Annotated in this window: 21 protein-coding genes and 1 other annotated feature; of the genes, 6 read left to right on the forward strand and 15 right to left on the reverse strand. The window is 55.9% G+C overall.

Going from position 1 to position 22033, the window contains the following annotated elements; genetic code table 11:
* Positions 1–65: 65 nt before the first annotated feature.
* Positions 66–1019 carry a transaldolase gene (gene tal, locus OVA10_RS21215; RefSeq protein WP_100777705.1) on the reverse strand — a complete coding sequence of 318 codons (954 nt, stop codon included), beginning with the start codon at positions 1017–1019 and terminating at the stop codon, positions 66–68.
* 376 nt (positions 1020–1395) lie between these two features.
* Here tal and OVA10_RS21220 point away from each other — a divergent pair, with 376 nt between their 5' ends.
* Together OVA10_RS21220 and yaaA are read left to right on the forward strand one after the other, a co-directional pair.
* Positions 1396–2826, forward strand: coding sequence for an alanine/glycine:cation symporter family protein (locus OVA10_RS21220; RefSeq protein ID WP_100777706.1), 1431 nt, complete (start codon positions 1396–1398; stop codon positions 2824–2826).
* Between the two features lie 66 nt (positions 2827–2892).
* Positions 2893–3666, forward strand: coding sequence for a peroxide stress protein YaaA (gene yaaA / locus OVA10_RS21225; protein ID WP_268196749.1), 774 nt, complete (start codon positions 2893–2895; stop codon positions 3664–3666).
* A 67-nt stretch (positions 3667–3733) separates the two neighbouring features.
* Here the strand turns inward: yaaA and OVA10_RS21230 are convergent, their stop codons facing one another.
* The 7 genes from OVA10_RS21230 to yjjY form a co-directional block, all read right to left on the reverse strand.
* Positions 3734–4030: a DUF2502 domain-containing protein gene (locus OVA10_RS21230; RefSeq protein WP_100777708.1), complete on the reverse strand. Its 297-nt coding sequence runs from the start codon at positions 4028–4030 to the stop codon at positions 3734–3736.
* 239 nt (positions 4031–4269) lie between these two features.
* On the reverse strand, positions 4270–5556 hold the full coding sequence (gene thrC, locus OVA10_RS21235) for a threonine synthase (protein WP_123429516.1): 1287 nt from the start codon (positions 5554–5556) through the stop codon (positions 4270–4272).
* Between the two features lie 3 nt (positions 5557–5559).
* Positions 5560–6489 carry a homoserine kinase gene (gene thrB, locus OVA10_RS21240; RefSeq protein ID WP_100777710.1) on the reverse strand — a complete coding sequence of 310 codons (930 nt, stop codon included), beginning with the start codon at positions 6487–6489 and terminating at the stop codon, positions 5560–5562.
* Between the two features lies 1 nt (position 6490).
* Positions 6491–8953, reverse strand: a complete 2463-nt coding sequence (thrA, locus tag OVA10_RS21245) for a bifunctional aspartate kinase/homoserine dehydrogenase I (RefSeq protein WP_102104556.1) — start codon at positions 8951–8953, stop codon at positions 6491–6493.
* A gap of 23 nt (positions 8954–8976) precedes the next feature.
* Positions 8977–9095: a sequence feature (Thr leader region), on the reverse strand.
* A complete protein-coding gene (gene thrL / locus OVA10_RS21250; protein ID WP_107704209.1) occupies positions 9034–9102 on the reverse strand; it encodes a thr operon leader peptide in 69 nt (22 codons plus the stop codon). (Overlaps the previous feature by 62 nt.)
* Positions 9103–9305: 203 nt before the next feature.
* Complete coding sequence (locus tag OVA10_RS21255; protein WP_268196750.1) at positions 9306–10001, reverse strand: tRNA/rRNA methyltransferase; 696 nt, start codon at positions 9999–10001, stop codon at positions 9306–9308.
* A gap of 399 nt (positions 10002–10400) precedes the next feature.
* Positions 10401–10541: a protein YjjY gene (yjjY, locus tag OVA10_RS21260; protein WP_001303782.1), complete on the reverse strand. Its 141-nt coding sequence runs from the start codon at positions 10539–10541 to the stop codon at positions 10401–10403.
* A gap of 95 nt (positions 10542–10636) precedes the next feature.
* Here yjjY and arcA point away from each other — a divergent pair, with 95 nt between their 5' ends.
* The gene (gene arcA / locus OVA10_RS21265; protein WP_006174002.1) at positions 10637–11353 is read left to right on the forward strand and encodes a two-component system response regulator ArcA; all 717 of its coding nucleotides are present in this window, start codon (positions 10637–10639) and stop codon (positions 11351–11353) included.
* 45 nt (positions 11354–11398) lie between these two features.
* Here arcA and creD read toward each other — a convergent pair whose 3' ends face one another.
* From creD to creA, 4 genes are read right to left on the reverse strand one after another with little or no spacing between them, the layout of a single operon-like run.
* Positions 11399–12751, reverse strand: coding sequence for a cell envelope integrity protein CreD (creD, locus tag OVA10_RS21270; RefSeq protein ID WP_268196751.1), 1353 nt, complete (start codon positions 12749–12751; stop codon positions 11399–11401).
* Between the two features lie 57 nt (positions 12752–12808).
* Positions 12809–14233: a two-component system sensor histidine kinase CreC gene (creC, locus tag OVA10_RS21275; protein WP_268196752.1), complete on the reverse strand. Its 1425-nt coding sequence runs from the start codon at positions 14231–14233 to the stop codon at positions 12809–12811.
* The gene (creB, locus tag OVA10_RS21280) at positions 14233–14922 is read right to left on the reverse strand and encodes a two-component system response regulator CreB (RefSeq protein ID WP_100777715.1); all 690 of its coding nucleotides are present in this window, start codon (positions 14920–14922) and stop codon (positions 14233–14235) included. Before creB ends, creC begins: the two co-directional genes overlap by 1 nt.
* A 14-nt stretch (positions 14923–14936) precedes the next feature.
* Positions 14937–15407, reverse strand: coding sequence for a protein CreA (gene creA / locus OVA10_RS21285; RefSeq protein WP_100777716.1), 471 nt, complete (start codon positions 15405–15407; stop codon positions 14937–14939).
* Positions 15408–15618: 211 nt separating this feature from the next.
* Between creA and robA the strand changes: the two genes are divergently transcribed.
* A complete protein-coding gene (gene robA / locus OVA10_RS21290) occupies positions 15619–16488 on the forward strand; it encodes an MDR efflux pump AcrAB transcriptional activator RobA (protein WP_100777717.1) in 870 nt (289 codons plus the stop codon).
* Here the strand turns inward: robA and gpmB are convergent.
* Complete coding sequence (gene gpmB, locus OVA10_RS21295) at positions 16485–17132, reverse strand: 2,3-diphosphoglycerate-dependent phosphoglycerate mutase GpmB (RefSeq protein WP_268196753.1); 648 nt, start codon at positions 17130–17132, stop codon at positions 16485–16487. The genes robA and gpmB overlap by 4 nt on opposite strands.
* A gap of 49 nt (positions 17133–17181) precedes the next feature.
* On the opposite strand from gpmB, the gene yjjX reads away from it, so the two are divergent.
* On the forward strand, positions 17182–17697 hold the full coding sequence (gene yjjX / locus OVA10_RS21300; protein WP_123429520.1) for an inosine/xanthosine triphosphatase: 516 nt from the start codon (positions 17182–17184) through the stop codon (positions 17695–17697).
* Between the two features lie 84 nt (positions 17698–17781).
* On the opposite strand, the gene trpR is transcribed toward yjjX, so the two are convergent.
* On the reverse strand, positions 17782–18108 hold the full coding sequence (trpR, locus tag OVA10_RS21305; RefSeq protein WP_100777720.1) for a trp operon repressor: 327 nt from the start codon (positions 18106–18108) through the stop codon (positions 17782–17784).
* Between the two features lie 56 nt (positions 18109–18164).
* Positions 18165–20102, reverse strand: a complete 1938-nt coding sequence (sltY, locus tag OVA10_RS21310; RefSeq protein ID WP_268196754.1) for a murein transglycosylase — start codon at positions 20100–20102, stop codon at positions 18165–18167.
* A 226-nt stretch (positions 20103–20328) separates the two neighbouring features.
* Here sltY and ettA point away from each other — a divergent pair, with 226 nt between their 5' ends.
* Complete coding sequence (gene ettA / locus OVA10_RS21315; RefSeq protein WP_100777722.1) at positions 20329–21996, forward strand: energy-dependent translational throttle protein EttA; 1668 nt, start codon at positions 20329–20331, stop codon at positions 21994–21996.
* The last annotated feature ends 37 nt before the right edge of the window (positions 21997–22033 follow it).

The following is a 22033-nucleotide window of genomic DNA, read 5'->3' on the forward strand; positions in this document are numbered from 1 at the left end:
GGAAAATCAGACAGGGGACGAAAGAAGTAACGTGGCCGGGAGAGGCTCCCGGCCATGAAAAATGATTACAGCAGATCGCCGATCATTTTTTCCAGTTTTTCCTGGTCAACAGCAAACTTACGGATACCGTCCGCCAGTTTGTCTACTGCCATTGGGTCCTGGTTGTGCTGCCACAGGAACTCGGACTCGGTGATACGCTCTGGACGCGCTTTCACTTCGCCGGTGTAGCTCAGTTTACGCTCCAGTGCGCCTTCGCTCTCTGCCAGCTCTTTCAGCAGCGCAGGGGCGATGGTCAGACGGTCGCAACCCGCCAGCTCGATGATTTCGCCGACGTTACGGAAGCTTGCGCCCATCACGACAGTCTCATAACCGTGCTGTTTGTAGTATTCGTAGATTTCAGTGACGGAAACCACGCCTGGATCTTCAGATGCTGCGTACTCTTTCTTGTCGGTGTTGGCTTTGTACCAGTCCAGAATACGGCCCACGAACGGAGAAATCAGGTACACGCCCGCTTCTGCACAAGCACGTGCCTGAGCGAAGGAGAAGAGCAGAGTCAGGTTACAGTTGATACCTTCTTTTTCCAGCTGCTCTGCAGCGCGGATGCCCTGCCAGGTAGAAGCCAGTTTAATCAGGATACGATCGTTGCTGATGCCCGCATCGTTATACAGTTTGATCAGGTGTTTGGCTTTCGCGATAGACGCTTCGGTGTCGTAGGACAGACGCGCGTCAACTTCGGTAGAGATACGACCCGGAACCAGTTTCAGGATTTCCAGACCGATGTTCACAGCCAGTTTGTCAGTTGCATCCACAACCTGCTGCGCACGATCGTTGCTCTGGCCTTTCGCCCAGGTGACAGCTTCGTCGATCAGTTTGCGGTACTCAGGGATCTGCGCGGCGTTAAGAATCAGAGAAGGGTTAGTTGTGGCATCCTGCGGCTGGTACAACTTCATTGCCGCGATATCTCCGGTGTCAGCTACGACAGTGGTGAACTGACGAAGGGAGGTCAATTTATCCGTCATGATAGTGTTTCTCTTTTAACGTGCCCTGGATAATTCACGCTACCGACAGCCTGCCAGCAGCGGAAAAATGACAGGTTTACTTGTTAGGGGGATGTAACCGGTCTGCCATGATGATAACACGACGGAATGACAGCGCAACCGCAGACAGTGCGCTTACGGATAGTATGGTAAACTCTGAATATTAACAGCGTGCTAATTAACAGCAGGCTTACTCAACAATCTAACCTTACCCTAAAACATTCGCGTTGCAGACAGGCGGCAGGCGAGCAAATCCCCGGAAGTGATACGTCAGTAACTGGGATGAACGAGCACAGCCAGCGCACCGGCGGCCCGAAGCAGGAGGGGTAAGAAAGTGGCATCAACAAGAGGGACGTTAATGCCGGACTATTTCTCGTTTATCAATGAAGTCCTGTGGGGCTCAGTAATGATTTATCTGTTACTGGGGGCCGGGATTTGGTTTACCGTTCGCAGCGGTTTTATTCAGTTTCGCTATATTCGCCAGTTTGGCAAAAGTCTTAAAAACAGCGTCAGCCCCCAGCCCGGCGGATTAACGTCCTTCCAGGCGCTCTGCACAAGTCTTGCGGCACGCGTCGGCAGCGGGAATCTCGCCGGTGTGGCACTCGCCATCAGCGCGGGCGGCCCTGGCGCCGTGTTCTGGATGTGGGTCACAGCCATTATCGGAATGGCGACCTCCTTTGCAGAGTGCTCGCTGGCGCAGCTCTACAAAGAGCGGGACAAGCATGGTCAGTTTCGCGGCGGCCCGGCCTGGTACATGGCCCGAGGCTTGGGCATGCGCTGGATGGGCGTTCTGTTTTCCCTTTTCCTTCTCGTCGCCTACGGTCTTATTTTTAACACCGTTCAGGCTAACTCCGTGGCCCATGCTGTGCGCTATGCCTTCGACTTCCCGGAATGGATAACGGGTGTCGTCCTGGCGGTACTGACGCTGCTGGTGATCGTGACCGGCATCAAAGGCGTCGCACGCCTGATGCAGTGGCTGGTTCCGGCCATGGCCCTGCTGTGGGTGATCGCAAGCCTGGTGGTCACCGCCGCGCATCTCGAACAGGTTCCAGGGGTGATCGCCACCATTTTCAAAGCCGCGTTTGGCTGGCGAGAAGCCGCCGCTGGCGCACTGGGATACACCCTCAGCCAGGCGCTGACCGCGGGGTTCCAGCGCGGTATGTTCTCAAACGAAGCCGGGATGGGTTCGACGCCAAATGCGGCCGCGGCGGCAGCGTCATGGCCCCCTCACCCGGCGGCTCAAGGGATCGTGCAGATGATCGGTGTGTTTACTGACACCATTATCATCTGTTCAGCCAGCGCGATGATTGTGCTGCTGGCAGGGCCGGTGCCTCATTCCGCAGATGCCGTTGGAATTCAAATCATCCAGCAGGCGCTAGTGAATCTCTCAGGCAGTTGGGGCGCAGGATTTGTCTCGCTGATTGTGATTCTCTTCAGCTTCAGCTCCATCGTCGCCAATTACATTTATGCCGAAAATAACCTGATATTCCTGCGCATCGATTCACGCAACACCCTGTGGTGTCTGCGCGTCGCGCTCGTCGGTATGGTGTTGACAGGCTCGATGATGAGCCTGCCGCTGGTCTGGCAGCTGGCGGATGTGATTATGGCGCTGATGGCAATCACAAATCTGACAGCCATTCTGCTGCTGTCGCCGGTGGTGACGCTGATTGCCAGTGATTATCTACGCCAGCGGAAACTGGGCGTGAGGCCGGTGTTTGACGCCACCCGCTATCCCGAAATCGAGTCACAAATTGCCCCGGGCAGCTGGGATGATTTGCCACGGCAATAACAGTCATCGATCAAATCAGGCCGTTTTTTTGCTAAAGTCGCACTAAATTTCCTGCAAGGACTGGATATGCTGATTCTGATTTCACCTGCAAAAACGCTCGATTACCAGAGCCCGCTCGCCACCGAGCGCTATACCCAGCCCGAACTGCTGGATCATTCCCAGCAGCTGATCCGCGAGGCGCGCAAACTTTCCGCCCCGCAGATTGGCAAGCTGATGAGCATCAGTGACAAACTCGCCGATCTCAACGCCACCCGCTTCCACGACTGGCAGCCGGACTTTACGCCGAAAAACGCCCGCCAGGCGATCCTCGCCTTTAAAGGTGATGTGTATACCGGCCTGCAAGCGGAAACGTTCAGCGAAGCCGATTTCGATTTTGCCCAGCAGCACCTGCGTATGCTCTCGGGTCTTTACGGCGTGCTGCGCCCACTGGATCTGATGCAGCCGTACCGCCTGGAGATGGGCATTCGTCTGGAAAACGCCAAAGGCAGAGATCTGTACCACTTCTGGGGCGATATCATCACCGAGAAGCTGAACGACGCGCTGAGCGCTCAGGGCGATAACATCGTGATCAACCTGGCATCTGACGAATACTACAAATCCGTGAAGCCGAAAAAGCTGAACGCCGAGATCATCAAGCCGGTATTTTTGGATGAGAAGAACGGTAAGTTCAAAGTGATCAGCTTCTACGCCAAGAAAGCGCGCGGGTTGATGAGCCGCTACATCATCGAAAACCGCCTGACGAAGCCAAAACAGCTGACTCACTTTAACAGCGAAGGGTATTTCTTTGACGGCGAAGCGTCAGGGAAAGGCGAACTGGTGTTTAAGCGTCACGAGCAGTAATTCCCCGTGGCGCTACGCTTCCCGGAGCGACTCGTCGCTCTGCTAAGCGCAGCGCCATCAGGCAGTGTTAATGATGTTTCCAGTCCGGCCCCTTGCCGTGGTTATCATGCTTATCACCATGACGATTATCGTGAGGCTCGCGATGCTCGTCATGCGGATGCCAGCGGTTGTCGCGCCATTCGTAATGCGATTTCCACCAGTCATGGTCGCGCCAGCGGCCGCCATCCCAGTAGTGTCCGCTTTTATCCTGATCGCCAATCTGTAATTTAACCGCCGGGATCAGCGTGATCTCTCCGGCCTGTACCACTGCGGGAGCGACCAGCATCAGCGAAAGTGCGAGCATTGCAGGTTTCAGTTTAGACATAGGTGACTCCTTCATATTCTTGCCCAACGTGGGCCGATGTAAGGAGATTACGTGAGGGAAGTCGGGGATGTTATTCTCTGCAATCCTAATCTCTAAGTGAGCGCATTTATTGGGAATTTCTGCTTTTTCCCTGCATTTTTTCTCCTTATTTTCTCCATAAAAAAACCGGGCGAACCCGGTTTAGCTAGCTATGTGCGTTCTGTTAGCCGGTTAGGCGAAGCCGCCACCCGGCATAACCCTCACTCGCGCGTCATCATCAGCTGACGCAGCGCCGCAAAATCTGCTGGCAGAGTGTGGGACAGCAGCGGCAGATCGGCGCGATCGGCCAGCTCTTTTGGCAACGGCAGCGATTCACCCAGGATCTCATCCACGCTCTCTTTGAACTTCGCCGGGTGCGCTGTTCCGAGGAACAGGCCGTACTCGCCCGGATTAAGCTGGTCGCGCAGCGCACGATAGGCAATCGCCGCGTGAGGCTCGGAGGTATACCCCACCGCTTTCAGCTCACGCATCGTCGCTTTGGTAGTGTCATCACTCACCGCCGCATAGCCGAGATCGCCCAGACGCCAGATCTTACGGCGGAACAGCTCTTCCACGCGCGGCCAGTTGTTCGGCTGGCTCACGTCCATCGCGTTAGAGAGCGTCGCCTGCGTCGCGTTTGGCGTCCACTTGCCATCCTTCAGGAAGCGTGGAACGGTGTCATTGGCGTTGGTCGCCGCGATAAAACGCTTCACCGGCAGGCCCAGGGATTTGGCCAGCAGCCCGGCGGTCAGATCGCCAAAGTTGCCGCTTGGAACAGAAATCACCAGCTGATTGCGAGCTTCCTGCGGCAGTTGCGACACCGCCTCGAAGTAGTAGCAAATCTGCGCCAGCAGACGGCTGATGTTGATTGAGTTCGCCGAGTTCAGTCCCAGCGCCACTTTCAGCTCTTCGTCGTCGAAGGCCTGCTTCACCAGCGCCTGACAGGCATCGAAATCGCCGTCGATGGCGACGGTTTCAATGTTACCGCCGAGGGTACAGAACAGTTTTTCCTGCAGCGGGCTGATTTTGCCCTGCGGATAGAGGATCACCACGCGCACGTTTTTCAGGCCGTAAAACGCGTGAGCCACCGCTGCACCGGTATCACCAGACGTCGCCGTCAGAATGGTGACCGGTTTGTCGCCGCTGATGTGCGTCAGCATCTGCGCCATAAAGCGCCCGCCGAAATCTTTAAACGCCAGCGTCGGGCCGTGGAACAGCTCCAGACAGCCGATGTCTGGCTCAACGGATTTCACCGGTGCCGGGAAGGCAAACGCAGTGCGCACGCGCGCTTCCAGCAGTTCGTGAGGAATTTCATCGCCAATAAAAGCAGAGAGGATTTTCGCGCTGCGGCTGACGAAATCCTGCTTCAGCATTTCATCGACTTCCGTCAGGCTAAACTCCGGCAAATCATGCGGAAAAAACAGCCCCTGATTTTTGCCCAGCCCCTGAGTCACCGCCTGCGCGAAGCTCACCTGCTCGTTATGATCTTTAAGATTGTAGAGTTTCATCGTTTATCCCAGTACTCGTGCGCCTGCCGTGTCCAGACGGCAAATATGAACAAAGCCTTCCTGATTTTGCAGGTAATTTTTCGCCAGCCAGTCTGCCACGCGCTGCGCGGTGTCCGGCTTATCGCAAAGGGCGAACAGCGTTGGGCCTGAGCCCGAAATACCGCACGCCTGCGCGCCGATATCCAGTGACGCCTCACGCGCTTCATTGAAGCCCGGCAGCAGTTTGGTGCGGTACGGCTCGGCAATCACATCTTTCATCAGCTTCGCGGCGAGCGCAGGCTGACGGGTATAGCAGGCGTGAATAAAGCCCGCCAGATGACGACCGTGCGCGATACAGTCCTGACGACGATACTGCGCGGGCAGAATCGCGCGCGCTTCAGCGGTCGAAACTTTAATCCCCGGATAGGCCAGCACCCATAGCCACTCATCAAAGCCTGGCACCTGCTGGCTGATAATGCCGTTCTCTTCGATCATCAGCTGCATCCCGCCAAGGAAGCACGGCGCGACGTTATCATAGTGAATGCTGCCAGAGATGCGCCCTTCCAGTTCGCCCATCAGTGACAGCAGGCGGGTGTTGTTAAGCGGTTTGCCGCAGTGTTCGTTCATCGCCACCAGCGCGGCGACGACGGAACAGGCGCTGGAACCCAGCCCGGAGCCAATCGGCATACTTTTTTCAAGGGTCATGGCGACCGGCACGTTTTTACCGATCTCCTGACAGAAGCGCTCCCAGCACTGGTAGACAATATTCTCGCGCGGCTCTGGCGGCAGCTTGTTGGCGAAGCGGCCAATGTTATTGAGGCTGAAACTGTCCGCCGCTTCGACGGTGACGGTATCACCCAGCAGCGAACCGTCGAGGGGCGTTACCGCCGCACCCAGCACATCAAATCCGACGCTCATATTAGCGCTGGAAGCCGGGGCATAAACTTTGACCATGTTAAACTCCTAACTTCCATGACAGGGTACGCAGCAGATCGGCAAACACGCCCGCCGCCGTCACATCATTCCCTGCGCCATAACCGCGAAGTACCAACGGTAATGGCTGATAATAGTGGCTGTAAAACGCCAGGGCGTTTTCGCCGTTTTTCACTTTAAAGAGCGGATCGTTCCCGTCCACTTCAGCAATCTTCACGCGGCACACGCCGTCGTCTTCGATGTTGCCAACATAGCGCAATACTTTGCCTTCATCACGGGCTTTTGCGATACGTGCCGCAAAGTCGTCATCGAGCTGCGCTAAGCGATCCATAAAAGTAGCGACATCGCCGCTGTCATCAAAACTTGCAGGCAGCACCGGCTCGATGACGATATCCGACAGCTCCAGCTCACGGCCGGTTTCACGGGCGAGGATCAGCAGCTTACGCGCGACATCCATGCCCGAGAGATCGTCACGCGGGTCTGGCTCGGTATAGCCCAGCTCACGCGCTTCACGGGTGGCTTCCGAGAGGCTCATCCCTTCATCCAGCTTGCCGAAAATGAACGACAGAGAACCGGAGAGAATGCCGGAGAAGCGCTGCAGTTCATCACCCGCGTTCAGCAAGTTTTGCAGGTTCTCAATCACCGGCAGCCCCGCGCCGACGTTGGTGTCGTAGAGGAACTTACGGCGAGACTTGCTGGCCGCGGTGCGCAGCTGATGGTAATAATCCATCGACGAGGTGTTGGCCTTTTTGTTCGGCGTCACGACGTGGAAACCTTCGCGCAGGAAGTCAGCATACTGATCGGCGACGGCCTGGTTTGAGGTACAGTCCACAATCACCGGATTAAGCAGGTGATACTCTTTCACCAGACGAATCAGACGGCCAAGATTAAACGGCTCTTTCGCCTGCGCCAGTTCATCCTGCCAGCTTTCCAGATTCAGCCCGTGGACGTTGGTCAGCAGCGCTCGGGAGTTCGCCACGCCGCAGACACGCAGATCGATATGTTTGTTCTTCAGCCAGCCCTGCTGACGCTTCACCTGCTCCAGCAGTGCGCCGCCCACACCGCCGACGCCAATGACGAACACTTCGATCACCTGATCGGTGTTGAACAGCATCTGGTGCGTGACACGGACACCGGTGGTCGCGTCATCATTGCTCACCACAACCGAAATCGAGCGCTCGGAAGAGCCCTGGGCAATGGCCACGATGTTGATGTTGGCGCGTGCCAGCGCGGCAAAGAATTTTGCGGAGATCCCGCGCAGGGTGCGCATTCCGTCGCCGACGACCGAGATAATCGCCAGGCGTTCCTGGATCGACAGCGGTTCCAGCAGCTCTTCTTTCAGCTCCAGATAAAACTCATCTTCCAGCGCGCGACGCGCACGGCCACAATCCGCCTGCGGCACGCAGAAGCTGATGCTGTATTCAGAGGAGGACTGCGTGATGAGCACAACGGAGATACCGTTGCGCGACATCGCGGCAAACACACGTGCGGCCATGCCGACCATGCCTTTCATCCCCGGACCGGAGACGCTGAACATCGCCATGTTATTGAGGTTAGAGATGCCTTTGACCGGCAAATCGTCTTCATCATGGCTCGCGCCAATCAGCGTTCCTGGCGCCTGCGGGTTACCGGTATTTTTGATGAGGCAAGGGATCTGGAACTGGGCAATCGGGGAGATGGTGCGTGGATGGAGGACTTTTGCGCCGAAATACGACAGCTCCATCGCTTCCTGATACGACATCGATTTCAGCAGCCTTGCGTCCGGCACCTGGCGCGGATCGCAGGTATAGACGCCGTCAACGTCCGTCCAGATTTCGCAGCAATCGGCGCGCAAACAAGCAGCCAGCACGGCGGCAGAGTAGTCGGAACCGTTACGGCCCAGCACCACGAGTTCGCCCTTCTCGTTACCGGCAGTGAAGCCCGCCATCAGAATCATATGGTCAGCCGGGATTTTACTGGCGGCGATGCGACGGGTAGATTCGGCGATATCGACGGTGGATTCGAGGTAATGGCCCACCGCCAGCAGTTTTTCGACCGGGTCGATCACCGTGACATGGTGACCACGCGCTTCCAGCAGGCCCGCCATGATGGCGATTGAGAGTTTTTCACCGCGGCAAATCAGCGCCGCGTTGATGCCATCCGGGCATTGTCCCAGCAGGCTGATGCCGTGCAGGACATGTTTGATCTGTGCGAACTCTTGTTCCACTAAGGCTTTCAGCCGGGCGAGCGGGAAGCCTGGCTGGATATCTGCCAGCCCCTGAAGCAGCTCGGTAAAAATGCGCTCGGCATCGCTGATGTTCGGGAGAGCATCCTGGCCACCGATGGTTTTTTCAATCATCGCCACCAGGTGGTTAGTAATTTTCGCCGGGGCAGAGAGCACGGTTGCCACCTGCCCCTGCCTGGCGTTGCTTTCCAGGATATCGGCAACGCGCAGAAAACGTTCTGCGTTTGCCACTGATGTACCGCCGAACTTCAAGACTCGCATGGTTTACCTCGTGATCTTTGGTCGAAAAAAAAGCCCGCACTGTTCAGGTGCGGGCTTTTTTCTGTTTTTCCTGTTACGCGTCAGCCCGCATCGTTACCTGTGGTAATGATGATGGTTGTTGTAATGGTGGTGGTGCTAACGCGATTCATGGATGTTGTGTGCTCTGTGTTGTTTTCTGTCTGTCCTGTATTCTTTTAGGGTTAAAGTATCCGGCACCTTAAGTCAATGAATTTTTAATTTGATCACAATTTGTAACCCTTTCACGACCCGCTGCTTGCGGTTTTATTTTTATCCGGATACGACCAGTTGCAACCCTTATCGACAGACGGTTAAGCCATACGAAAAACAAATGTCAGGTTTTTATTCTGCCAATTTTTTTTTCGATATCGTGCAGCAATCGGTGCAACATTGCCGTGTCGCGCTGCTCAAGCAATCCCAGTCGCTGATGAAGCCAGTCCACCATTTTCTGATCGTCAGCCACGCCAAGCTGGTTTAAGAGCGAGTGCGTTCGCGTGCGCAACGCCCGCAGCTGGTTTTCATCTCCGCCGTTCACATCGGGCGCGGGAATTTGCATTAAAGATGCTAATTGATAGCAATAGACCATCACCGCCTGGCCGAGATTGAGGGACGGATAATCCGCCACCATCGGCACACCGGTCAGCACGTCTGCCAGCTCCAATTCTTCATTGGTCAGGCCCGAATCTTCGCGGCCAAAAACCAGTGCAGCTTTGGTTAGCCACGTGCTTTTTTCTTCCAGCAGCGGCACCAGTTCGGTTGGCGTCGCGTAATAATGATACTTCGCCCGGCTGCGGGCGGTGGTCGCGACGGTGAACGAAATGTCGTGCAGCGCATCGGCGAGATTCGCGTAAGTGGTTATGTTATCGAGGATTTCACCCGATCCGTGTGCCACCCAACGGGCGGCTGGCTCAAGGTGCGCCTCGCTGTCTACGATGCGCAAATCGGTGAATCCCATGGTCTTCATTGCCCGGGCGGCAGCGCCAATATTTTCTGCTCTTGCTGGCGAAACCAGCACTATCGATAAGTGCATTTTTGCTCTCTTTTTAATCAGTTAGCCGGTAAAAGTGTGACGCAGCTCAACATATTACGCAGCGCGAATTTACAAAATTGCAACACAAATCACCGAAATAGCGTTTCACCATGAATTAAAAGCGCTAAACTGTTCCGTAACGGAACTAGTGATTCAAATGTTAACAGACATTAGTTATCCGTATGTTTAATAATGATAATACTCGTATTGATTGGTTTTTCGAATTGGATTCGCGTTGTTTATTAATCAATATCTGCAACTAGTTGGTTTATTGAAAAATTGTGACAAAGGCTAGCAATCAGATACGATGATTTCATCAAACTGTTAACGTGCTACAATTGAACTTGATATATGTCAACGAAGCGTAGTTTTATTGGGTGTCCGGTGTCACTTAGCCTGTTATGTTGCTGTTAAAATGGTTAGGATGACAGCCGTTTTTGACACTGTCGGGTCCTGAGGGAAAGTGCCCACGACCAAGCTAATGATGTTGTTGACGTTGATGGAAAGTGCATCAAGAACGCAATTACGTACTTTAGTCACGTTAGGCCGATCATGTTAATTTGCGACATGTATCAGGCAGGTCAGGGACTTTTGTACTTCCTGTTTCGATTTAGTTGGCAATTTAGGTAGCAAACATGCAGACCCCGCACATTCTTATCGTTGAAGACGAGTTGGTAACACGCAACACGTTAAAGAGCATTTTCGAAGCAGAAGGCTACGATGTCTTTGAAGCGACCGATGGCGCAGAGATGCATCAGATCCTTTCTGAAAATGATATCAACCTGGTCATCATGGATATCAACCTGCCCGGGAAAAACGGCCTTCTTCTGGCACGCGAGCTGCGTGAACAGGCGAACGTGGCGTTAATGTTCCTGACAGGCCGTGATAATGAAGTTGATAAAATTCTTGGCCTGGAAATCGGCGCTGATGACTACATCACCAAGCCGTTTAATCCTCGCGAGTTAACCATTCGTGCACGCAACCTGCTGTCCCGTACCATGAATCTGGGTACGGTGAGTGAAGAGCGTCGTAGCGTAGACAGCTACAAATTCAACGGCTGGGAACTTGATATCAACAGCCGTTCGCTGGTTAGCCCGAACGGTGAACAGTACAAACTGCCGCGCAGTGAATTCCGCGCCATGCTGCACTTCTGCGAAAACCCGGGCAAAATTCAGTCCCGTGCAGAGCTGCTGAAGAAGATGACGGGCCGCGAGCTGAAGCCGCACGACCGTACTGTTGACGTGACGATCCGTCGCATTCGTAAACACTTCGAGTCTACGCCGGATACGCCAGAAATCATCGCCACTATCCATGGCGAAGGCTATCGTTTCTGCGGCGACTTGCAGGAATAATCCCGCTCTCAATGCAGTAAAAACGGCGCTTAACGCGCCGTTTTTTTATTTCCAGATCCGTAACGAATACGGGTTCTCTTCACTTTTCGGCATACTGCGCTTCACCTGTGTGAGCGAGTACCAGTCAAAGTGCCGCGTCAGATACATCACCGCAAACAGCGCTATTGCCAGCACGCCCGACCCCAGCAGCAGCGCGCTGTCTTCCGAACGCAGCAGGAACCACATCACACCGTCCAGGCCTAACAGCGCTACGACAAACACCGCGCTTCGCTTCCAGCCCTTCAGCACCGCCTGCAAATAAACCCCGTTCATCATCGCCCCGACCAGGCTTGCGATAATCCAGGCAGGGGTAAAGCCCACATGTTCTGACAACGCCAGCAGTACCAGATAGAACAGTACCAGCGACAGCCCCACCAGCAGATACTGCATCGGGTGCAGACGAAGGTGAGAGAGCGTTTCGTAGACAAAGAAAGCCATAAACGTCAGCGCAATCAACAAAATGGCATACTTAATGGCACGGTCAGTTAACTGATACTGATCGGCAGGCGTCGCCACCGTCACGCTAAAGGCTGGAACGTCACGAAACGAAGGTGTTTCACTCGCGCTGAACACGCTTTCAAGATTGTTCGCAAACCAGCTGCTTTGCCAGTGGGCCTGAAATCCTGAGGCGCTGATTTCGCGCTTCGACGGTAAGTAATCCCCCATAAAACCAGGGTGCGGCCAGTTGCTGCGCAGCGTCAGCTCGCTGTTACGCCCGACCGGCACGACGGAGAAACTGCCCGTCCCGTTGAGATTCAACGCCATCTCCAGTTCGATGTTTTTTGCATTGAGCGTTTCCCACGTCAGTGGAATGTGAATCCCCGCCTGCTCCCCCAGGATGCCGGAACCCGGCTCTACGGTCATGGTTTCGCCGTTCACTTTCGACACGTTCACCGCACCGATCCCACGCGCATCACCGACGCCGACAGCCACAAACGGTTGGCCCAGCGTGATGGTTTCCCCTTTGAGCTGGTCCAGCTTATCCGTATTAAATTGCGCTTTCAGTTTCAGATCAGTGCTCCAGATCTGCCCATCGTAGATGCCGATGCTTCGGGATTCGACCTGCTGATTGCCATCAATCACCAGCGATTCCGGCAGCAAAAAGTGCAGGAAACTGCGCTTGTGCTCAACCTGAACCTTATCTTCAATCGTGTAATAAATTTCCGTTACCGGAATCGCGATTAACGGGCCGGTGAGCTGCTGCGGCCCGCTGGTGCTTTGGCGCAGCGTATCTTCGACGTCATCGCGATAGCTGGCACGCTCCGAAATCAGGTTGCTTACCATAAACAGCGGAACTAACAGCAGCAGGATGCACCCCATCAGGGTGCTAACTTTCCAGAACAGGGGGGATTTTTTCATTGCCTTCTCCTTAGTGATGGAGAGAGCGTAACGTGGCTATGTGCGCGGAATTTGAAGTTATGTGAAGGGACGGTGAAGTGCCAAAATAGCCTCGACGCCGCCTGCTTCGCGATTGCGAAGTTGAATATCGCCGTGATGCAGACGCGCCACCTCCTGCACAAACGCCAGCCCAAGGCCGCTGCTCTTCAGGCCCGTTTCGCGCGGAAGTGAGTAAAAGCGCTCAAAGATGCGGGCCAGGGCGTAGTCTGGAATACCGCTGCCGCTGTCGGTCACCTTCAGCAGGGTCTGCTTGTGCGCGGCTTCAGCGGTGAGCGTGATACTCCCGCCGTGCGGCGTAAAGTCGATGGCGTTATCCAGCAGGTTGCCCAGCGCCTGCTCCAGCAAATCCGCATCGCCCTCGACCGTCGGCACGTCGACCTGACAACTCAGATGGATATCTTTTGCCGCCAGCATCGTTGCGCGCGCGTCGCTGATGCGCGTGAACAGCGCAGTCATATTGACGGTACCGGGGATAATCTCCACGCGGTTTTCCAGCTTCGCCTGCTCCAGCAGCTTTTCGACCAGCGACTGCATCCGCGCGTTCTGCACCAGGATATTGTCGATAAACCGCGCGGCTACCGGCGGTGGCGGCTGCTCTGACAAGATCTCCGCCGCGCCGCGAATCGCCGCCAGCGGGCTTTTCAGCTCATGGGTCAGGGCGTGAACGTAATGCTCAATATAATTTTTGCCTTCGAGGCGGATACGCATGTTTTCCAGCGCCTGCGCCAGCTTGCGCAACTCGCTGCTGCCCGGATCGGGCAACGGCAGCGGCGTCTCGTGGGTCACAGAATCCGCGTAGCGCGACAGGGAGCTGATGGAACGGTTGATCCACCACGCCACAATCAGCCCTATCAGCAGGGCAATCCCCAGCAGCGCGCCGCCCGCCCAAAGAATGCGCCGCTCGCTGCGGTGGATCACCGGCGCCATAGCGCTGTTCGGTTTCCCCACCGACAGCACGCCGATGATTTTTCCCCGATCAACAATGGGTGCCGCCACGTACATCACGGTGCTCTCAGGGTCGTTGGGATCGTCCTGGGTACTGCGCGCGCCGTACTGCCCGCGCAGGGTGCGCCAGACATCATTCCAGCGCGAATAATCCTCTCCCAGCCCTTTGCCGATGGAATCAAACACCACTTTGCCCTGCGCGTCGGTCATGTAGACGTGATATTCGTTGCGCACTTTGTAGATGCCGCCAATGTTGGCGCGAAACGGGCGTTGATGCAGCTGCGAGAAGGCCTGCGCAACTCTGCCGTTTTGGGGATCATTCGCCAGCAGATCGTCGCGCCCCACTTCCGCCAGCAGCGTGGCGGTATCAATCAGTGTCCCCTCGGTAGCCCTGCGTACGCCGGGTTTCACCTCCTGCACAAAGATCGACAGCACAAACCAGGCGGCGATTGCGACAATCAGGAAATAGCCCAGCAGCAGCCGCATGCCGATGCGCATTACGACAGCCCCAGGCTGTAGCCCATGCCGCGATGGGTGCTGATGGGCGAAAGGTCCGCATTCACGGCGCGCAGTTTGGCGCGCAGGGTTTTGATATGGGTATCCACGGTGCGATCGAAGCTGTCGCCATCCTCGCCCCAGACTTTGTCCATCAGCTGCTGGCGGGAAAATACCCGGCCAGGCGCGTGGAGCAAGGTTTTGAGCAGCAAAAATTCGTAGCGCGTTAAAAGTAATGCTTCGCCGCACCAACTGATCTGCGCGGCGGGTTCGTTGAGTTCAAACTGCCCGATGCGCAGGATCTCCGAAGGCAACGCCGATTTCTGCATCCGTCGCAAAATGGTCCGCACCCGGGCGCACACTTCGCGCGGCGAGAAGGGTTTGGCGACGTAATCATCGGCCCCCATTTCGAGGCCCAGCAGTTTATCCACCTCATCGCTGCGGGCCGTGAGGAACAGCACCGGCAGCGACGGATGTTGCGCCAGCAGCTGACGACACAGCTCGAAACCGCTGATATCCGGCAGACCCACATCCAGAATCGCGAGCGCAGGCGCCTGACGCCGCGCCTCTTCGAGCGCAGGCAGCCCGCGTTCGAAGGACTTCACCGCAAAGCCTTCCTGCGAAAGCATGTAGATTAGCGTCTCGGCGATGCTGATTTCGTCTTCCACCAGCCAAATCAACGGTTGCTGCATCGGGTGCCCCTGAGTTAGCGCCACGGCATGATCGGCACGGCGCTCAGTGCGTTTTTCGGCGATCCCTCAACCACTTTATCGGAGTACGCGAGGTACGCCAGCGTGTTCCGTTTTGCATCATAGAAACGCACGACCTGCAGTTTTTTGAACACCAGCGAAGTGCGTTTCTGGAACACCACATCGCCCTGCGCTTTGCCGTTTTTAATTTTGTCGCTCAGCTCCACCGGCCCCACCTGCTGACAAGAGATCGCCGCATCGGCCGTATCTTCAGCCAGCCCCAGCCCCCCTTTGATCCCGCCCGTTTTCGCGCGGCTGATATAGCAGGTGACGTTCTTCACATCGGGATCGTCAAAGGCTTCGACCACGATTTTATGGTCCGGGCCAAAGATTTTAAACACGGTATCGACGGAGCCAACTTCTTCGGCCAGCGCGTTACGACCCACTAACAGCATCAGAGCGGTGAAGATCAATGTCTTGTATTTCATATTGTTACCATTCTTTAAAATTGCATTGAGCGATTATTCAACAAACAGGATAAAAATGTAGCAAGATCACAGGATTAGCAATTTGATGCTCATAATGTGCGGCAAAAAGCATTAATGCGCAAAAAAAACACTGAATGCTAAAACATCAAAAAATGCTATTATCCGCTACCCTGTTATCAGGCACCTGCTGTTTTATGGATGAGGATAGTATATGGATCAGGCTGGAATTATTCGCGATCTGCTTACCTGGCTAGAAGGTCATCTGGACCAGCCTTTGTCACTGGATAATGTGGCGGCAAAAGCAGGTTATTCCAAGTGGCATTTGCAAAGGATGTTCAAGGATGTCACCGGTCATGCTATCGGTGCCTATATTCGTGCACGTCGTCTCTCAAAATCGGCGGTGGCCTTGCGCCTGACAGCGCGTCCGATTCTGGATATTGCGCTGCAATACCGTTTTGACTCGCAGCAGACCTTTACCCGCGCCTTCAAAAAACAGTTTTCGCTGACGCCTGCGCTCTATCGTCGTTCACCCGACTGGAGTTCGTTTGGCATGCGCCCGCCGCTGCGTCTGGGCGAATTTGCGATGCCAAAATATGAATTCGTCACCCTACCAGAGACGCACCTGATTGGCACGACGCAAAGCTACTCCTGTTCGCTGGAACAGATTTCTGAATTCCGTCATCAGATGCGCACCCAGTTCTGGCGCGATTTCCTGAGCCACGCCCCGGCGATCCCGCCGTTGCTGTATGGCCTGAATGAAACGCACCCAAGCCAGGAAAAGGACGACGAGCAGGAGGTGTTCTACACCACCGCGCTCACGCCTGAGATGGCCAACGGCTATATTCAGGGCTCGAAGCCGGTCGTGCTGGAAGGCGGTGAATACGTGATGTTCAACTATGAAGGGCTGGGAACGGGTGTTCAGGAGTTTATCCTGACCGTATACGGTACCTGCATGCCGATGCTGAATCTGAACCGCCGTAAAGGCCAGGACATTGAGCGCTACTATCCGGCCAGCGATGCTAAACCGGATGAAGGCCCAATCAATCTGCGTATGGAATTCTTAATTCCGATTCGCCGCTAACGCTGCAGTTCATCCAGCGCAGGGGCGTCCAGATGCGAGATGTCCCCTGCCATTTCCACCACCCAACCAGACGCCAGCCACGGGCTTTCCTGATAGTCGATGCGGGAAATAGAGCAGTTGCGCAGACGCAAACGGCGTTCGGCATAGGCCGGCAGCCCAAGAATGGTGCTCACCAGGCAGCCCAGTGCGATACCGTGGCTCACCAGCAGCGGTCGGCTACCTGCCGGTAGCTTGAGGCAATCTGCCAGTGCCGCCTGAACGCGCACGCTCAGCTCCTGCATGGACTCCCCCTCAGGAATACGGCCATCTTCGGTGCCGTTGACCAGCGTACGACGCCAGCCCTCTTCCTGCTCCGTCAGAGAATCCACATGACGTTTTTCCAGCACGCCCATGTCGAGCTCGCGCAGGCGAGGATCGAGGATAATATCGCATCCGCAGGCCTCAGCGATAATGCGCGCCGTTTGCTGCGTGCGCCCTAAATCGCTGGCGATAATGTGCGTGATGCCCAGGTTTCTGGCGCGCTCCGCAACCTGCCATGCTTGTTGCTCACCTTTGGCGGTGAGAGGACTGTCTGACTGGCCTTGAATACGTCGCTCGGCGTTCCACTGCGTTTCACCGTGGCGAACAAGGTAAACCTGTAACATGTTTTTTTCCGTTATACTGCGATGAGTTTTTTTCGAATCGAGCTTAATTATGCACCATGTTGTCTCTGCTACCACTAATCCTGCCAAAATTCAGGCAATTCTAAGGGCATTTGAAGAGATCTTCGGCGAAGGATCCTGCCATATCGACGCCGTCGGCGTCGAGAGCGGCGTCCCTGAACAACCTTTCGGAAGCGAGGAAACGCGCGCTGGCGCACGAAATCGCGTCGTGAATGCGAAAGCTCTGCGCCCGCAGGCCGATTTTTGGGTCGCGATTGAAGCGGGAATTGACGAAGGGGCAACCTTTAGCTGGGTGGTGATTGAGAGCCGCGAGCAGCGCGGAGAATCCCGTTCAGCGACGTTGCCTTTACCGGCTACCATTCTGGAAAAAGTGCGGGCGGGAGAAGCGCTCGGGCCGGTGATGTCGCACTACACCGGCATCGACGAGATTGGCCGCAAAGAGGGTGCCATCGGCGTGTTTACCGCCGGAACGCTGACGCGTTCGAGCGTTTACCATCAGGCAGTGGTGCTGGCGTTAAGCCCGTTTCATAACGCGATTTACCGTTGAAAACCAAGATGAGAGCTGATCTTTTGCAGGTCTGATAAGCGCAACGCCATCAGGCCTGCAATTGCTCTCTTTCCAGATGGCACCTCAGGCATTTTTCAGCAGCACTTCCTCAAGCCACTGGCGCAGCTCAACCGGGGCTGATTTCAGGCTGTTCGAACCACGGGTAATCGTAGCAATCCCCGCCCCCAGCTCATTCTTCAGCTCACGCTGGCTCATCTCCCCCCGCAGCAACTCTTCAATAATGCGCACGCGCGTCCCCAGCGCTTCGCGCTCGTCGGGCGTCAGGATCAGTTGCATCAGAGGCAGGTGCAGATCTTTCTCGTAGGACTGGCGAAGCAGCTCCACAAAACGAAGCCACTCCTGGTTGCGCTGTTCGGCCATCGCCGATGAATAAGGGGAATGCTGGGTCATGTTATGCCGCCGTTTGTACTCTTAGACGAGTACAAGCATAACACAACCCATCCGGATTAATACTTTCTCTGCCACTCCGCGTCGCTCATCAGGGTGTCTTTCTGCCCCATGAAGTAGCGGTAGTAGGCGTCATAGGCCAGCACATTCTTCACATAACCGCGCGTTTCGGAGAACGGAATGCTCTCGATAAACGCCACCGCGTCGATGCGCCCGGCGCTGTTGCCAAGCCAGGTGCGCACACGCCCAGGCCCTGCGTTATACGCCGCCGAAGAGAAGATGCGGTTATTGCCGAACTGCTGATACACATACTGTAAATAGCTGGTGCCGATGTTGATGTTGGTATCCGGATCCAGCAGCTGTGACGGGCTGCTGTAGCCTGGAATATTAAACATCTTCACCGTATGCGTGGCGGTCCCCGGCATAATTTGCATCAGGCCGCTGGCCCCCACCGGCGAGCGCACTTTCGGGTTCCAGGCACTCTCCTGACGGGCAATCGCCATCGCATAGCTCTGCGGGATATCTTTGCCGCTGGTGTAGCGATCAAACAGATCGTTGTAGGCCAGCGGGAAACGCTCTTCCAGATGATCCCACAGTTTTCCGGCGATCGTCGCCTGCACGCTCAGATCCCACCAGCGATTATCGAAGGCATAACGCGCCAGCTGGGCTTTTTCGTCAGTCGTGCGGCTGGTCACCAGGTTGGCCCACTCGCTGCGCGCGGTGTTATCCATGCTCCAGTACATCAGCTCGCGCACGCGCGCCATTTCCGGACCCTGCGTCAGGGCTGGATTGGCGTTTGTCGGGGCTTTGTCGATCTTCAGCGTGTACTCTTCGCCCAGACGCTGCGCCGCCGCCATCGGATAGAAACCGCGCTGCTGCATCAGGTAGTGGAGGATCTCTTTCGCTTCGTCATCGCGCCCGCGCTCCATCAGCAAATCGGCCTGCCAGTAACGCCACTCGTCCTTTTCTTTCGCATCCATCGGCAGGCGGGAGAGCCAGGTGTTTAAACCACGGCGATCGCCGGTGCCGAGCGCCATACGCACACGGCGTTCAACCAGCGAGGTCGAGTTTGAGCGCATGATCGCATCGTCACGCCAGCGCGCCTGCTCGTCGGTCACATCGGTGCCCATTAGACGCCACGCGACGATATCGCGCAGCTCCTGGGTTTGATCGTCGTTGAGCTGCTGCGCCTGCACCAGCTGCGGAATCATCAGCCGTGCGTTTTCCACATCGTCACGCGCGACGCTGGTAAAGGCCACCGCCGCCATCTGGCGGGTGAAATCGGTCGCGCCCGTCGAGCGAGCAAACGTCAGCACAGAATTGGGATCGTTGGCGAGCTGGAGAACCGCCGTGGAAATGGTCTGGTAATCGGAGGGCATCTGCCCAGCCAGCGTGGTCACGAGACGCGTGTTGCCCGCTTTCATCGCCAGGCGAATACGTTCGAGATAGGCGAGCGGATCTTGCTGACCCGATGCGCGCCAGGCGCCAAACAGCGAGTCACAGGCGTTTGGCAGATTTTTGCCCGTCAGCCACAGATCTTTCGCTCCGCTCCAGGCTTCCTGCTGCTGCCCGGTCGCCCATTTGGCGTAATAGAAATTACACTGCGCTTCGGTGGTGCCCGGTTTTTCCGGGCTGAACGCCAGCAGACCGCGCCAGTCTTCGCGACGCGCCAGCTCGTTCACAAAGCGCGATTGCAGAGTGCGGGCGGGCGGTAGCGTCGGATTCGCCTGGATAAAATTCGCGACGGTGAGGGTCGGCTGGTTCATGAGATCGTCGGTGATCTGGCGGTATTCCAGATACGGATAGAGCGGATACTCTTTCAGCGTCGGCATCAGTGCCTGCACGGTATCCATCTGCTTACTGTCCCACGCCTGCTTGATTTGCGCATAGCGGTTGCGCTGTTCATCCAGTGAATCGGCATGCGCTGCGTGGCTTATCGTCATCACGCATACGCTGGCAGCCAGCAGACGCCAGACCACCTGTTTGGCTTTTTCCACAAGCTCTTCCTCATTTTGTTGAATACCGTTGCGGCGTCGTGCCACATAAAAATGTAATGGATCTATGCTAACCAGGCATACCGCAACACGCCACGTTATGGACACTTTTTTACCTTTCTTGCGTGCTTTAACACTCCCGACGTTCCTGGCTGGGATTAGGCACTGAAAAAGGCTACACTTCGCAGCTGAATTCTATTTTCTTCACGATAAAAGAGGCGAAGTCCACGTGGCTCAATTCGTTTATACCATGCATCGTGTCGGCAAGGTCGTTCCGCCGAAACGTCATATTCTGAAAAATATCTCGCTGAGCTTCTTCCCGGGCGCAAAAATTGGTGTTCTGGGTCTCAACGGTGCCGGTAAGTCCACCCTGCTGCGCATTATGGCCGGCATCGATACAGACATCGAAGGTGAAGCTCGCCCGCAGCCTGGTCTCAAAATCGGTTACCTGCCGCAGGAACCGAAGCTGAACCCGGAACACACCGTTCGCGAATCCATCGAAGAAGCCGTTTCTGAAGTTGTTAACGCACTGAAAGGCCTGGACGAGGTGTACGCGAAGTACGCTGAACCGGACGCTGACTTCGACAAACTGGCGGCGCAACAGGGTAAATTTGAAGAAATTATCCAGGCGCACGACGGTCACAACCTGAACGTCCAGCTGGAGCGTGCGGCCGATGCCCTGCGCCTGCCAGACTGGGACGCGAAAATCGAAAAACTGTCCGGTGGTGAACGCCGCCGCGTCGCACTGTGCCGTCTGCTGCTGGAAAAGCCAGACATGCTGCTGCTCGACGAACCAACGAACCACCTGGATGCCGAATCCGTCGCCTGGCTGGAACGCTTCCTGCACGACTTCGAAGGGACCGTTGTGGCGATTACCCACGACCGTTACTTCCTTGATAACGTGGCAGGCTGGATCCTGGAGCTGGACCGCGGCGAAGGTATTCCGTGGGAAGGCAACTACTCCTCCTGGCTGGAGCAGAAAGATCAGCGTCTGGCCCAGGAAGCGTCTCAGGAAGCTGCTCGTCGTAAATCGATTGAGAAAGAGCTGGAGTGGGTTCGTCAGGGTGCTAAAGGCCGTCAGTCTAAGGGCAAAGCCCGTCTGGCACGCTTTGAAGAGCTGAACAACTCCGAATACCAGAAACGTAACGAAACCAACGAACTGTTTATTCCACCAGGCGCGCGTCTGGGGGATAAAGTCGTTGAAGTGAGCAATCTGCGTAAATCCTACGGCGATCGCCTGCTGATCGACGACCTGAGCTTCTCCGTGCCGAAAGGGGCGATTGTCGGGATCATCGGTCCGAACGGCGCCGGTAAATCAACCCTGTTCCGCATGATGTCTGGTCAGGAACAGCCTGACAGCGGCACCATCACGCTGGGTGATACCGTGAAACTGGCCTCCGTTGACCAGTTCCGTGACGCGATGGACAACAGCAAAACCGTGTGGGAAGAAGTCTCCGGCGGGCAGGATATCATGCGTATCGGTAACACCGAGATGCCGAGCCGCGCCTACGTTGGCCGCTTCAACTTCAAAGGTGTGGATCAGGGTAAACGCGTCGGCGAGCTGTCCGGCGGTGAGCGTGGCCGTCTGCATCTGGCGAAACTGCTGCAGGTTGGTGGTAACGTACTGCTGCTCGATGAACCGACCAACGACCTGGATATCGAAACCCTGCGTGCGCTGGAAAACGCCATGCTGGAGTTCCCGGGCTGTGCGATGGTGATCTCGCACGACCGTTGGTTCCTGGACCGTATTGCCACCCACATTCTGGATTACCAGGACGAGGGTAAAGTGGAGTTCTTCGAAGGTAACTTTACCGAATACGAAGAGTACAAGAAACGCACGCTCGGCGCCGATGCGCTGGAGCCAAAACGTATCAAGTACAAGCGTATCTCCAAATAAGTGCCTGATTTGCCCGGCGGCGTTTTGCCTGCCGGGC

The sequence above is a fragment of the Lelliottia sp. SL45 genome, from assembly GCF_026672535.1.
GTDB lineage: Bacteria > Pseudomonadota > Gammaproteobacteria > Enterobacterales > Enterobacteriaceae > Enterobacter > Enterobacter nimipressuralis.